Consider the following 14,289-nt stretch of genomic DNA (forward strand, 5'->3'; position numbering starts at 1 on the left):
AAAGCATTTTTACGTTTTATAACGCTGTGAAAAACGAAGAAAGTAAATATAGAAAGAAGACAATATTTGATTTCTTTAGCTATTATTTATAATGATATAAAATTAAAAATAATAATTTAGGAACCAAAGTAAGGAGAGACATGCTCTCCTAATCACTAGTTTTTAGGCTCAGGTGGCGTCAGTCCAAACTGTAAATAAGATTGATTAGTTGCAATACGCCCGCGCGCGGTACGCATCACATAACCTTGTTGAATTAAATACGGTTCAATCACATCTTCAAGCGTACCACTATCTTCTGCCATGGCTGCTGCAAGTGCTTCAACTCCGGCAGGTCCACCATCAAAACGTTCCAGAAGCATACTCAAATAACGGCGATCTAGAGTATCTAAACCTGCTTTATCAACCTTAAGCATATCAAGAGCAAGTTGTGCCATTTCGTGAGTGACTTCACCGTTACCTTTAACTTGTGCATAGTCACGAACACGTCGTAATAAACGGTTAGCAATACGAGGTGTGCCACGTGCACGGCGGGCAACTTCTTCTGCACCTTCAACTGTAATGGGTACATTCATTAGCTTTGCAGAACGGGACACAATATGTGTTAAGTCTTCTACAGAATAGAACTCAAGACGCTGAACAATACCAAAACGGTCACGTAGTGGTGAGGTAAGTAATCCCGCGCGTGTAGTTGCAGCGACAAGCGTAAAAGGTGGTAAATCCAGTTTGATTGAACGGGCAGCGGGGCCTTCACCAATCATGATATCTAATTGGTAATCTTCCATGGCTGGATAGAGGATTTCTTCAATAACCGGTGAAAGACGGTGAATTTCATCAATAAACAAAACATCGCCTTCTTCGAGGTTCGTAAGCATTGCAGCTAAGTCACCCGCACGCTCTAAAACTGGCCCCGAAGTAGATTTAAGATTACCACCCATTTCACGTGCAATAATGTTGGCAAGTGTGGTTTTACCCAAGCCCGGTGGACCAAAAATCAGCGTGTGGTCGAGTGCTTCACCACGACCGCGAGCTGCGCCAATGAAAATTTCCATTTGCTCGCGTACTACAGGTTGCCCGATGTAGTCGGCAAGAGAAGTTGGTCGAATAGCCCGATCAAAATGATCTTCTGGTTTTTCCGCTCCACTGATTAGACGGTCTTGCATAAGTGTTTTACTTCATCATTGATTTAAGAGCAGCACGAATAATATCGGCTGATTCTGTGTAATCGGCTTTAACCGCAGCAACAGCTTTTTGAGCTTCAAGAGGTTTATAGCCTAAAGATTGCAAGGCTGCTTCTGCTTCTGCCACAGGCGAGTTTGCAGCAAACTGAATTTGAGGCAGGGTAGTCGCAGAAGAAGTTCCTTGAGCCAACGTTTTGAAACGGTCGCGAAGCTCGATCATTAAACGTTCAGCTGTTTTTTTGCCAACACCCGGAACTTTGACTAACGTGTTGATATCGTCATGCTCAATCGTGTGCACTAATAACTCAACACTTAAGGTTGATAGAATCCCTAATGCCATTTTTGGGCCTACACCATTTACTTTTAATAAGGTGCGGAAAATTGTTTTTTCTTGAGCATCACTAAAGCCGTAGAGTTGCTGTGCATCTTCACGGACAACCAAATGCGTCCATAACGTAACTTTCTGGCCTTTTTGTAATTGGCAAAATGTTGAAAGTGGCGTATCGATTTCATAACCCACACCATTTACATTCAGTAAGACAGTAGGGGCTTCTAGGGCAAACACTTCGCCAATTAAACATCCGATCATAGAGGATTTCACTTATTTATTTCGGTAAATCTGGAAGTTCTAAATTCTTTTTAAAACTTCATACATTTCTTTAACTATAGTAAACCATACTTAAAACAGGCCAATTTTATTACCTCGTAATTCTTGAGCCAAGCTATAAGCCTGATGATCTGAGAATTTGCTGATAATATCGAGTACTTGCATAATATTACTGTAGTGATTATTGCTAAAGTCAGCACCATACAGATTAAGGATAGACATTAAACGTTGTTCTTTAAAGCTTAAAGATTTATGTGGTGTGGTCAGAGGTACAAATGCATCTAAAATCGTTTGCAAACTTTGGTGAGCAATAATTTCTAAACCAGACTTTTGTGGGTGCTCAAAAATTTTATCACGTGCCAGATTTTTGGCTGTTTCGATACCAATTGCAATATCAGGTGAGCAATATTGTAAAAGGTTGCCTTTAAGCTGACCGGTAATGATTTCATAATGATGTTTAGCAAAGGCTGTGGTGACTTCATCAACCAGACGTTTCATGACACGTCCACGTAATGCTGAAATCTTTTGCTGCCAAGTACTGTTTGGATGTGATAATTCTTCTGGTTGACCATAGTCGGCAATCAAATTAAGAAAAATAGGTTCAACTTCTTGGTAACTTAGCATATTTAAGATAATGCCGTCTTCTAAATCAATTAGGGCATAGCAAATATCGTCAGCGGCTTCTAATAAGTAGGTCAGTGGATGACGGCAGTAATGATATTCACCCAACTGAATAAGTCCGAGTTGTTCAGCAATCTGTTTTAAAATTTCTTTTTCAGATTGATAACATCCGAATTTTGCTCGTTGATGTGAGGGGCGATCACCTTGTTCAGCAATGGTTTTTGAAAGCCATGGGTACTTTAAATAAGCACCTAAGGTGGCATAGGTTAATCGCATTCCACCATCATTTGGATGATAGTCAATACGGCTTAATAGACGTAATCCTTGAGCATTGCCTTCAAACTGACGGACATCTGCTTCTTCTTCTGGGCTTAATTTTTTCAAAAAATCATTATGCGAAGCATCATCAAACCATTCACGAATCGCATATTCACCCGCATGTCCGAAAGGTGGATTACCAATATCATGGGCCAGACAGGCTGCTTGAATGATTGCGCCTACATCCGCAGGAGAAATCCAGACGGGTAATTCATTTTTTATTTTTTCTGCTGCGAGCATGCCCATTGAGCGGCCAATACAGGAAACTTCAAGTGAGTGAGTTAAACGGGTGTGAATACCATCATGCTGTGCGAGTGGGTGAACTTGTGTCTTACGGTTTAGTTGTCGAAAACTTTGCGAAAATATAATACGGTCATAATCTTTATGGAATGGGCTACGAGCCAGTTCTGTACTGCTTTTTTTACTGCCTAAACGAACTGCAGAAAGCAGCTCTAACCAACGCATTTGTTCCATTTATCATTATTCAAAAACTATAAAACCCGATCATGCCAAAAAAAAGTTAAAAGCACTAGCTTGGTGCGACATAGTTTGTCCTAGTTCAGGTTTTATTATGTTATTGAACAAACATGAAACAATTTATTTTTAGCTAAAATGAATAAAAAAATGATTTTGAACAAAAAAGAAATCACTTCTTACAGAATTAGGTTACAGAATACTGATTCTACATCTAGCTGATTTTAGCAAGACGCAGTAGAATATGCGCTCTCTCTAAAGTCACATTGCGGTAAGGTTCACAAGACCTGCCCGTGGAGCCAAAATCAACATGTTTATCGTGGCCGGTGCAGCAGCACATTCTTCTTTTAAGAAAGCTCAACTATTAACACGTTTATCGTCAATTAGTTCTGTTCAATCTTTTGACAGCCAGTGGGTCTATTTGTTTGATCAAGCGCTCAACGAGCAGCAACGTCAATCTGCTTTGCAATTGTTAAATGACGGAGAGTCTTTTGAACTTCGTCAAATTGCAAGTGATGAGATTCAGATTTTAGTTACGCCACGTGTGGGTACTATTTCACCATGGTCTTCTAAAGCAACTGATATTTTCAAAAACTGTAATACGCCAGTACACCGTTTAGAACGTGGTCTTTTATTTACGTTAAAAGGTGTTTCTGAAATTTCTAATGAAGTTAAACAAGTACTTCATGACCGTATGACAGAAACAGTTTTTGCTCAAATTGATGATGCAAAAGCATTATTTTCAGAAACTGCTCCAAAACCATTAAATTCAATTGATATCTTGGGTCAAGGTAAAGAAGCCTTGGTTAAAGCGAACAATGAATTCGGTTTTGCGTTATCTGAACAAGAAATTGATTACTTAACTGAAGCATTTGGTAAGCTTGGTCGTAATCCAAACGACATCGAGTTGATGATGTTTGCTCAAGCGAACTCTGAACATTGTCGTCATAAAATCTTTGGTTCTGAATGGACAATTGATGGTGAAAAACAACCATTGTCATTGTTCCAGATGATTAAAAATACCTATAAAGAATCTCCGAACGATGTGTTATCGGCATATAAAGATAATGCTTCAGTGATCGTGGGGTATGACACGATGCGTTTTTATCCGAAAGCGGATGAAAATGGTCACTTCGTTTATAAATATAAGAGCCAAGCTGCTCATATTTTAATGAAGGTTGAAACCCATAACCACCCAACAGCAATTTCTCCATTTGCTGGTGCTGCAACTGGTTCAGGCGGTGAAATACGTGATGAAGGTGCAACTGGTCGTGGTGGTAAACCAAAAGCTGGTTTAACCGGTTTCACCGTTTCGAACTTAAATATTCCTGGTTTTGAACAACCTTGGGAAGAAAACTACGGTAAACCTTCACGTATGGCATCGCCATTACAAATCATGATTGAAGGTCCATTAGGTGGCGCGGCATTTAACAACGAATTCGGCCGTCCTGCATTAAATGGTTATTTCCGTACTTTTGAACAGAATGTAAATGGTGAAGTGAAAGGCTTCCATAAACCAATCATGATCGCTGGTGGTTACGGTAATATTCGTCCTGACCATGTAGAAAAAGATGCGATTCAACCAGGTGATTTACTCATTGTATTGGGTGGCCCTGCAATGTTAATCGGTCTTGGTGGTGGTGCTGCATCTTCTGTAGACAGCGGTACAATGGGGGAAAGCCTTGATTTCGCATCTGTACAACGTGAAAACCCTGAAATGGAACGTCGTTGTCAAGAAGTGATTGATACTTGCTGGCGTTTAGAAGACTTCAACCCAATCGTTTCTGTACACGACGTTGGTGCTGGTGGTTTATCAAACGCTATGCCTGAACTTGTGAATGATCATGAGTTGGGTGCAGTGCTTAATCTTCGTAAGATTCCTTCATTAGAGCCGGGCATGAGCCCAATGGAAATCTGGTCAAATGAAGCGCAAGAACGTTATGTTCTCGCAATTCGTCCAGAATCTTTGGATCAGTTCGAAGCAATTTGTGCGCGTGAACGTTGTCCATTTGCTGTGTTAGGTGAAGCAACAGAAGCGCGTCGCTTAACAGTTGAAGATCCATTATTCCAAAATGATGCAGTTGATATCCCAATGCAGGTAATGCTTGGTGGTACACCGCGTATGCAACGTTCTTATGAAACTATTGAGCGTAGTGGCGATGATTTCGATGCTTCAAAAGTTGATTTGAAAGACGCAATTTTCCGCGTATTGAAAAACCCTACAGTTGCGTCTAAGTCATTCTTGATTACCATTGGCGACCGTTCAATTACAGGTATGGTTGCTCGAGATCAAATGGTTGGTCGTTGGCAGGTTCCTGTTGCAGATGCAGCAGTAACAACAACAAGTTTGCAAGGTTTCACTGGTGAAGCAATGGCAATGGGCGAACGTCCACCAGTTGCTTTGTTAAACCCAGCGGCATCTGCTCGTTTAGCAGTTGCTGAAGCAATTACTAATATTGCATGTGCGAACATTGAACAAATTAGCGATATCAAACTTTCTGCAAACTGGATGGCTGCTGCTGGTCAAAAAGGTGAAGACCAAGCATTGTTTGAAGGCGTGAAAGCGATTGGTATGGAAATGTGCCCTGCTTTAGGAATTGCGATTCCTGTAGGTAAAGACTCACTTTCAATGCGCACAACTTGGAATGATGACGGCGAAGATAAAGCTGTAACTTCTCCAATGACAGGGGTAATCACTGCGTTTGCTCCAGTAACAGATGTCCGTAAGACCCTAACTCCTGAACTTAAAAATTTAGAAGACTCAGTACTTGTACGTATTGATTTATCTAAAGGTCAGTTCCGTTTAGGCGGTTCGATTCTTGCGCAAGTATATAAAGCAATTGGTTCAATCACTCCAGACGTTGATAGTTTTGATGACTTCAAAGCATTCTTTGCTTTAATCCAAGACTGGAATAACCGTGGTTTGATTCAGGCTTATCATGACATCGGTGATGGTGGTTTATTAGCCTCTGTAGCTGAAATGATGTTTGCTGCGCGTTTAGGTGTTGCATTAGAAAACCAAACTCAAGCAAGTTTGTTTGCAGAAGAAATTGGTGCAGTACTTCAAATCAAAGCAACTGATTGGGAAGCTTTACAAGCAGAAATTGCTGCTTCTAGCTTGAAAGATGCAATTGCTGTAGTGGGTCGCATAAACAACACAGATCAATTATCTGTAGACGGTTTAACTTTAGATCGTGCTGAATTACAACAAGCTTGGTCTGAGGTATCTCATCAGATCCAACGTCTACGTGATAACGTAGAAACTGCTGATCAGGAATTTTCATTAATTACTGACAATGCGCACCAAGGTTTGATTGCTAAACCAACATTCGACTTGAATGAACCTGTTGAAGCGCCGTTTATCAACACACGTCGCCCAAATATGGCAATCTTGCGTGAGCAAGGTGTAAACGGTCATATTGAAATGGCAGCAGCCTTTGATAAGGTTGGTTTCAATACTGTCGATGTGCACATGAGTGATTTACTTGCTGGTCGTGTAAGCCTAAGTGATTTCGAAGGTTTAGTGACTTGTGGTGGTTTCTCTTACGGTGACGTAATGGGCGCTGGTGGTGGTTGGGCAAAATCAGTATTGTTCAATGCTAAATTACGTGATCAGTTTGAACAATTCTTCCTCCGTGAAGATACGTTCAGCTTAGGTATCTGTAATGGTTGCCAAATGTTGTCACAATTAGCGCCACTTATTCCGGGTGCTGAACACTGGCCGCGTTTCCACCGCAATATGTCAGAAGTTTTTGAAGCTCGTAGCGTAAACGTTCGTGTTGAAAAATCTGTTTCTGTATTGCTTGATGGTATGGAAGGTTCGATTTTACCGATTGCTGTTGCACACGGTGAAGGTCGTGCTGTTGCAAGTGAAAGTGCTCTTGCTGGTTTAAATGCAGGTAATCAAGTGGCGTTACGTTATGTTGACAGCCTTGGTAACCCAACTCAGCACTATCCATTGAACCCAAATGGTTCACCTGAAGCAATTACTGGTGTAACGTCTAAAGATGGTCGTGCAACGATTATGATGCCACACCCTGAACGTACTTTCCGTGCACTTCAGCATTCTTGGAAACCAGAAGAGTGGACTGAAGACGGTGCATGGTTGCGTATGTTCCGAAATGCGCGTAAGTTTATTGGTTAATATAAAGTTTGAAATAAGCCACCGTAAGGTGGCTTATTTATGTGTAATAGAATATTAAAAATAGTGGAGAAGAAAAATGAAATCAAAAATCCATTTCCGTGAGTTTGCATTGCTGATGGCATTGCTTATGTCGATTGTTTCTTTTTCAATAGATGCAGTTTTACCTGCTTTAGGTGAGATTGGACGTATTTTTGAATTAAAAAATAATAATCAGTCGCAGTGGGTCATCATTGGTATTTTTTCTGGAATGACCATCGGGCAGCTCATTGCAGGTCCATTATCTGATGCTATCGGGCGTAAACGCATTTTATTCACAGGAATTATTATTTATTTTCTGGGAAGTTTATTGTGTTTTTTCACACAAAGTTTTGAGTGGTTCTTAGTTGGGCGCTTTATTCAGGGACTTGGTGTTTCGGGGCCTTACGTTGCTTCTATTTCAATTGTTAGAGATAAATACAGCGGAGCTCAAATGGCTCGCATCATGTCTTTAATTATGATGGTGTTTATGGTGGCTCCTGCAATTGCACCAAGTTTGGGGCAGCTCATTATTCATTTCTTTGGTTGGCGTGAAATTTTTGTTTTATATATGGCCTATGCCACAGTTGTGGGAGCATGGGTCGCTTTACGACTAGAAGAGACGCTACTTCCCGAAAATCGTTTGCCCATGCGTATAGACGCATTTAAGGAAGGCTTTAAAGAGGTCGTAAGTAATAAAACCACCATGAGTTATCTCTTATGTGCTGGGTTCTGCTTCGGTGGGTTTATTGGTTATTTAGGAACTTCACAGCAAATTTTTATGCAGCAGTTTGGTAAAACAGGGCAAGAGTTTAGTGCTTATTTTGCTGTGCTGGCAGGTGTAATGGGAATTGCATCATTTACAAACTCTAAAATTGTCATGAAGTTTGGTATGCGCCCAATCTGTATTTATGGCTTTTTGGGCTTATGTTTAATTTCTTTAATTTTCTTGTTAATTCAACTTGCGGGTGTAACGGTATCATTTTGGATGTTTATGCTTTATGCCTGCATTTTGTTTTTATTATTTGGAACCCTCTTTGGTAATTTAAATGCGATTGCAATGGAGCCGATGGGGCATGTTGCTGGAATGGCATCGGCTATTATTGGTGCAGCTTCCTCTGTATTGTCACTTATTCTGGCATCTATTATTGGGCAGTTATATAACGGTACATTAATTCCAATGACTTGCGGTTTTGTGATTTTGTGTGGTTTAGCTTTTGTTATGACGATATATGAGAACAGACATTTAAGAAAAATGAGTGCTTAAGAGTTTAAAGGTGAAGATAGGCCACTGATTTTTTAAATTTTCTTTAGACTAAAAGTTGCATATGGATGAGTGCAGCTCTTTTAAGCGTTTTAGAAAACTTAGGAGACTATAGACATAGAGCTATTTATCCCCGTATGCTTGGTTTGAGGTTGGACCAATTTTTGCTTTCTCTGTAACAACGATAAAAAATCGGAGATCAAAATGATGAAAAACAAAAATCACATGAAAATGATTTATACAAAAGATAAAGGCTGGCGTTGGTTTGGTTTAGCGCTTGCTCTTCAAATACTATTTATTGGAGTGAATTATTTAGCAATGATGAGCTGACTTTGATTTTAGTTCTTTTTTAACGGTATGATTTAAACCTAATTTATAAGTCTTGAGCCATTTTACTCATGCTAAAGCTGATTTATTACGTACCAGAATCACATCTTGAGACGACTAAACAAGCCATTTTTTCTGCTGGTGCAGGCGGCATTGGTAATTACGAACACTGTGCATGGCAAGTGAAGGGAATAGGGCAGTTTAAGCCAGTTAAGGGAGCTGATCCTTATATCGGGCAACTAAATGAACTTGAGCAAGTCGAGGAATGGCGTGTTGAAACAATTGTTCCTGAAGAAAACGCAAAGGCTGTAGCGAAAGTATTAAAGGCAAGCCATCCTTACGAAGAGCCTGCCTTTGAGTTTGTTCAAATCATAGAAATTGATTTTAATTAAACTGAGAGAAGTCGGGTTTACGTTTTTGCATAAATGCTTGAACGGCCTCTAGCATTTCGGGTGAGCGAACGCGTTGCATAAAGATTTCAGCTTCATGATCAACACATTCAATAATTTGTTCTAAATTATGTTTCATGAGTGCTTTAGTTTGTTTTAAGGATGCAAGAGGTAAAGCTGCTAAGTGTTGAGCGGTCTGTTGAGCTGAAACATAAGCGTCTTCAACCACTTCATTGACTAAGCCTGCTTTTACCGCAGTTTCTGCATTAAACTTTTTCGCAGTAAATAAAAGCTCGGCTGCTTTATGATAGCCTGCTTGTTGAACCAGTAATTGGCTTGCTCCACCTTCAGGAGAAAGACCGAGGCTTACAAATGGAATTTGGAAAAGAGCTGTATTGTCAGCAAAAACCAGATCTGCATGTAATAAAATCGTAACGCCAATACCAATTGCGACACCTTTTATAGCAACAATAAGTGGCTTTGATAATTTGGCAGCGGCTTTAAGTAAAACGAATGGTGGGACTTCTCCGGCTGGGCCTGTGTTAGGATTTTGTACAAAACCCATAAAGTCTTTCATGTCATTGCCAGCAGTAAAATCTTGTTCTGCACCGCGTAGAACGACTACTCTAACTTCTTTATTGAGGTCGGCTTCATCAAGTGCTTTAGCAATCCATAAATAAAGTTCGCCATACAGTGCATTTTTTGCTTCTGGACGATTTATGGCTAAGGTGAGTACGCCACCCTCTAAATTTGCGTTTAAATGTTGATGAGGTTGTTGAATACAGCTAAGTGTCATCGTACTATCCTTGCTTTAAACCACGTTGTTAATTTTTAGGCTCTCATTATGGCGCATATTTTTTGTATTAAGCGTAACTGATGAGTTCATAAAAAGTGAAAATCTAATTATGTATAAATTTGACTATCTCGTTTTTATAGGCCGTTTTCAACCATTTCATTTGGCTCATATGCAGACAATTGAAATTGCCTTACAGCAAAGCCACTATGTGGTTTTGGCATTAGGCTCTGCGCAAATGGAACGTAATATTAAAAACCCGTTCCTTGCGATTGAACGAGAGCAAATGATTTTATCTAATTTCTCATTAGATGAGCAAAAACGTATTAAATTTGTGCATGTGGTCGATGTTTATAATGATGAAAAATGGGTAAAACAAGTCAAATCTTTAGTGAATGGGGTGATTGAACCTACCTCAACAGTAGGTTTGATAGGACATTTTAAAGATGAGTCTTCTTACTATTTAAAACTTTTCCCTGAATGGATTATGGTTGAGCTTGATAGTTTAAAAGATTCTATTTCGGCAACGCCAATGCGTGAAGCTTATTACCGTGGTGAAATCCAAACAGAATTTTTCCCTGTGGGAACCATTCAGTTTTTGGATGAATTTCAAAAAACACGTACTTATCAGCAGTTACAACAACGATTTGAACAAGATGACCGTTCTAATTTAGATGAGTTTGAATAAACGCATTAGAATAGATCAAGCATCTGCCCAAAAAATAATTCGATTGGAAAAAGGATCGGTGATACTAAGCTCAAGTGTTTCCCAATCTGTTTTTTCAACTTGAGGTTTGGCGAACTTATAATCTTTTTGACTCAATTCACTATGCAGCTCATAAATAGGTTCCCAATAAATACGGATTGCACTATGCGGGCTTGCATCTCCAAAATGTTCCGATAAGTGAATTACGCATTCATCTTTGGAAATTTGTAGATATAAGGGAAAGTTATCTTCAAATTGATGCTGCCAATCAAGCTGAAAACCTAAGAATTCTAGATAAAATGATTGGGCTAAATTCACATCAAAAATTCTTAAGATAGGAGTGATTGAACCTGATTGCATCATTATTCCTTTTAACGTATGCCAAATTGTTGAGTCCAATAACTCTTTTGTTTTACAGACTGATCAGAGGCGCAGGCAAGTGCGTAAGTTGTGAATTTCGGATTCATTATATTACTACAATGCAAAGGGCTAGCTATCCATTTAGTAATTACTTCATTTAAAGTTTTTTGACCACTTGCAACATTCTCGCCATTGGCTTTACCCAAGGCATTATAGTTTTTTAAACGTGTTCTTAAATCTTGACCTGTTGAGCTTACGTGGCTAAGAAAATTATGATTTGCCATATCTACACTATGGGCGAGGGCACCTTTATATAAATTATTATTCCAGCTAAGAGGCTTTGCGGCTGAGAAATATTGTTGGCCACATTGGCGTGATTGTTGGCGAACTTGATTAATTCTATCAAGTACAGCTTGTTGATAAGCTGGGTTTTGTAAATCTTGGCAGCTTATTTCAATGGCAGTTTTCTGAATTTGAGCAATTGATGGGGTGGTGTCGGTTGGCATGGGTAATGTATTTGCACTACATGCGCAGATAAAAAGAGTCAAAGGCAGTAAAGAGTAATTTTTGAGTAGACTCATGTGAACGCCTTAAAATAATTATTCTAATGTTTTTATCATACGCCAAAGTAAAATTATTGAGCAATTCTTTGCAATAAAAAAGCAAGTTCGATACTCGCTTTTTTATTGCATAACTTTATCAAACCGATTGAAGGGCTTTTAGGTCTTCAAGTACTTGTTCAGCATGTCCTGCTGCTTTGACTTTACGGTAGCTTTTAACTAAGGTTTTGTTATGGAAAATGAAAGTAGAGCGTTCAATTCCCATAACTTTTTTGCCATACATATTTTTTTCTTTAATGACATCAAAATGATTACAGAGCACTTCTTCTTTGTCGCTAATGAGGTCAATCGTGAGCGCTTGTTTTTCAGTAAAGTTTTGATGGGCTTTTACCGAGTCGCGTGAAATACCGAAAATACGTGTACCTAAAGCTTCAAATTGGTCTTTTAAACAAGAGAAACCAACTGCTTGTGTTGTACATCCTGGTGTTGAATCTTTTGGGTAGAAATAAATGATTAACCATTCATTTTCAACCTCGGCCAAGTTCACTTCACCATGGGTCGTTGGTAAAACTTGATTTGGTAATTGAATATTCTCAGACATTTCTCATCCTTCAAAAGCTAAATTTGATCTAATTCAAGTGGTAAAAAAGCATATTCTTCATGATAAACAATATCGAGCTTTCTTACAGGAATTGCTTTGTTAAAAATTGGACCGTCAATCACGGTTGTATGAAATTCGCCGCCTTCACCACATGGATCAATACCGCGATTCTCAAGTTCTGTTATATATTCTAAGGTTAAAGTTTTTCCTAAATCTTCAATTGTCATGCCTAGTTTTAAGTTCACTGTCACAATGATGCTACGAAAACCAAGATTGATAAACTCTTCAACAACCTCACGATGTGGACGTAGCCAAAGAGGCATGCCTAATTTGAGCCCCACTTGTTGAGTGATTCGATCATGCCAACACCCATGTTCAGGCATATCAAGGTCACCTGTAACGAGTACCTCTGCACCTTGTTGTTTTGCTTGAATGAGTAATGTAATAAATTTAGCTTCATAGTCATTCCAGCTTGATGAAGCCATGAATATTGGTAGGCCGATTGCTTCAGCTTGAGCTTGAATAATATCAAGTGGCATAGCATGTGAACGAGAGCGCTCGCCTTGTTCTTCCAGCATAACGATTAATCCATTAACCGTACCAGTTTGCATTGCATGGTAGAGTGCAAGGGAACTATCTTTGCCACCACTAAATGAGAAAATAGACTGTTTGTTAATTGCGTTGGTTTTCCATTGTTCTTGCATGGCTTATTTCAAATGAATTGGTCAAGATCGATGTTATTTTAACAGAGCTACAAAAAAGCCTGCATAAATGCAGGCTTTTTTTGGAATAACAAAAGCTTATTTTTTAGGAGCTTGTTGTTGAGCTGCTTTCATAGCATCTTCAGTTAATTTTTCAAGCTTAGTTGTTAACTGAGGGCCGAAACATGCTTTAAGATCACGGTTTTGTTGTTGTACAAATCCTAGAGAGCTTGGGCTTTTCTTGGCATTGATTGCACTTTGGATTTCCCATTTTTGTGCTTCAGTGACTTTACCTTGTGCTTCAACTTGGCAGCTACAGAATTTGCTAACTTCAGATGAACTTAGTTTGCCACCTTTAGCTGTTTGATCTTTACAAACGTTAACTAATGCACCTTTAACGTTAGTACTTTTATATGCTGCTTGAACTGGGTTTTCGGCAGCATGTGCTGCGCCAGCCATAAGAGCAACTGTTGAAAACAAAGATGAAAGAATAAGATTTGATTTTAACAACTTCATAAATTTTACCTACTTATTACGGTATATAGCGTGTTGGATCGGCAACACCGGCCTCGATAAAGCCTTCTTTACGCAAACGGCAACTGTCACATTTGCCACACGCACGTCCTTGAGCATCTGCTTGGTAGCAAGATACCGTTTGACTATAGTCTACGCCATGTTCAATCCCTAAACGTATAATATTCGCTTTGGATAAATGTAACAGGGGTGTTTCAAATTTAAGTGGTTTTCCTTCTACGCCAGCTTTAGTTGCTAACCGTGCCATATTGGCAAAAGCATCAATAAATTCAGGACGACAATCAGGATATCCTGAATAATCAACAGCATTGATACCAATAACGATAGCTTCAGCATTAAATACTTCGGCTGCGGCTAGGGCATAAGAGAGGAAAATAGTGTTACGCGCTGGTACATAAGTTACAGGAATACCTTCTTGTAACTGTTCTGGTACGGCAATGTTGTGATCTGTAAGTGCAGATCCACCTAAATTAGCCAAATCGATATTAATTACACGATGTTCAACACCTGCACGTTGAGTTAATGCTTTTGCTGCATCGAGTTCAGTGGTTGAGCGTTGACCATACATAAAACTAATAGCAATACATTCATAGCGTGCTTGTGCCCAAGCTAGGCAAGTGGTTGAGTCTAAGCCGCCTGAAAGTAAAACAATGGCACGAGGGCGCATATTTTTCTCCATATTCGGAATGATTTATTT

The 14,289-nt window shown here is 39.4% G+C and carries 15 protein-coding genes; 5 read left to right on the forward strand and 10 right to left on the reverse strand.

All coding sequences use genetic code 11. The features are described from left to right. Positions 1-155: 155 nt before the first annotated feature. The 3 genes from ruvB to KTH84_RS06685 all read right to left on the reverse strand — a co-directional run bounded on the left by ruvB (position 156) and on the right by KTH84_RS06685 (position 3,198). Positions 156-1,160: a Holliday junction branch migration DNA helicase RuvB gene (ruvB, locus tag KTH84_RS06675; protein WP_042898127.1), complete on the reverse strand. Its 1,005-nt coding sequence runs from the start codon at positions 1,158-1,160 to the stop codon at positions 156-158. Positions 1,161-1,167: 7 nt separating this feature from the next. Beyond that, entirely contained in the window at positions 1,168-1,767 is a 600-nt protein-coding gene (gene ruvA, locus KTH84_RS06680; RefSeq protein WP_151988359.1) for a Holliday junction branch migration protein RuvA, read from the reverse strand. A gap of 90 nt (positions 1,768-1,857) precedes the next feature. Continuing rightward, complete coding sequence (locus KTH84_RS06685) at positions 1,858-3,198, reverse strand: deoxyguanosinetriphosphate triphosphohydrolase (protein ID WP_042898125.1); 1,341 nt, start codon at positions 3,196-3,198, stop codon at positions 1,858-1,860. 310 nt (positions 3,199-3,508) lie between these two features. On the opposite strand from KTH84_RS06685, the gene purL reads away from it, so the two are divergent. The 4 genes from purL (at position 3,509) to KTH84_RS06705 (ending at position 9,340) form a co-directional block, all read left to right on the forward strand. After that, positions 3,509-7,342 carry a phosphoribosylformylglycinamidine synthase gene (gene purL / locus KTH84_RS06690; protein ID WP_262472573.1) on the forward strand — a complete coding sequence of 1,278 codons (3,834 nt, stop codon included), beginning with the start codon at positions 3,509-3,511 and terminating at the stop codon, positions 7,340-7,342. A 76-nt stretch (positions 7,343-7,418) separates the two neighbouring features. Next, positions 7,419-8,624 (forward strand): multidrug effflux MFS transporter, encoded by a 1,206-nt coding sequence (locus KTH84_RS06695; protein WP_262472574.1) that lies wholly within the window; start codon positions 7,419-7,421, stop codon positions 8,622-8,624. Between the two features lie 201 nt (positions 8,625-8,825). Further along, positions 8,826-8,951, forward strand: a complete 126-nt coding sequence (locus KTH84_RS06700) for a KGW motif small protein (protein ID WP_262472576.1) — start codon at positions 8,826-8,828, stop codon at positions 8,949-8,951. A 68-nt stretch (positions 8,952-9,019) separates the two neighbouring features. Next, positions 9,020-9,340: an NGG1p interacting factor NIF3 gene (locus KTH84_RS06705; RefSeq protein WP_262472577.1), complete on the forward strand. Its 321-nt coding sequence runs from the start codon at positions 9,020-9,022 to the stop codon at positions 9,338-9,340. On the opposite strand, the gene KTH84_RS06710 is transcribed toward KTH84_RS06705, so the two are convergent. Next, a complete protein-coding gene (locus KTH84_RS06710) occupies positions 9,333-10,133 on the reverse strand; it encodes an enoyl-CoA hydratase (RefSeq protein ID WP_262472579.1) in 801 nt (266 codons plus the stop codon). The genes KTH84_RS06705 and KTH84_RS06710 overlap by 8 nt on opposite strands. Positions 10,134-10,242: 109 nt before the next feature. Here KTH84_RS06710 and KTH84_RS06715 point away from each other — a divergent pair, with 109 nt between their 5' ends. Next, positions 10,243-10,818, forward strand: a complete 576-nt coding sequence (locus KTH84_RS06715; RefSeq protein ID WP_133972231.1) for a nicotinate-nicotinamide nucleotide adenylyltransferase — start codon at positions 10,243-10,245, stop codon at positions 10,816-10,818. Between the two features lie 15 nt (positions 10,819-10,833). Here the strand turns inward: KTH84_RS06715 and KTH84_RS06720 are convergent, their stop codons facing one another. The 6 genes from KTH84_RS06720 to queC form a co-directional block, all read right to left on the reverse strand. Next, a complete protein-coding gene (locus tag KTH84_RS06720) occupies positions 10,834-11,196 on the reverse strand; it encodes a glyoxalase superfamily protein (protein WP_133972233.1) in 363 nt (120 codons plus the stop codon). 11 nt (positions 11,197-11,207) lie between these two features. Beyond that, on the reverse strand, positions 11,208-11,777 hold the full coding sequence (locus KTH84_RS06725) for a CAP domain-containing protein (RefSeq protein WP_262472580.1): 570 nt from the start codon (positions 11,775-11,777) through the stop codon (positions 11,208-11,210). 118 nt (positions 11,778-11,895) lie between these two features. Continuing rightward, positions 11,896-12,357 carry a peroxiredoxin gene (locus KTH84_RS06730; protein ID WP_262472581.1) on the reverse strand — a complete coding sequence of 154 codons (462 nt, stop codon included), beginning with the start codon at positions 12,355-12,357 and terminating at the stop codon, positions 11,896-11,898. A 17-nt stretch (positions 12,358-12,374) separates the two neighbouring features. Next, entirely contained in the window at positions 12,375-13,061 is a 687-nt protein-coding gene (locus KTH84_RS06735; RefSeq protein ID WP_262472583.1) for a diphthine--ammonia ligase, read from the reverse strand. 96 nt (positions 13,062-13,157) lie between these two features. Then, the gene (locus KTH84_RS06740) at positions 13,158-13,574 is read right to left on the reverse strand and encodes a hypothetical protein (protein WP_003650267.1); all 417 of its coding nucleotides are present in this window, start codon (positions 13,572-13,574) and stop codon (positions 13,158-13,160) included. Between the two features lie 16 nt (positions 13,575-13,590). Then, positions 13,591-14,259: a 7-cyano-7-deazaguanine synthase QueC gene (queC, locus tag KTH84_RS06745; protein WP_004643680.1), complete on the reverse strand. Its 669-nt coding sequence runs from the start codon at positions 14,257-14,259 to the stop codon at positions 13,591-13,593. Positions 14,260-14,289 lie beyond the last annotated feature (30 nt).

The organism is Acinetobacter sp. WU_MDCI_Abxb74, assembly GCF_025513915.1.
GTDB classification, from domain to species: domain Bacteria; phylum Pseudomonadota; class Gammaproteobacteria; order Pseudomonadales; family Moraxellaceae; genus Acinetobacter; species Acinetobacter calcoaceticus_C.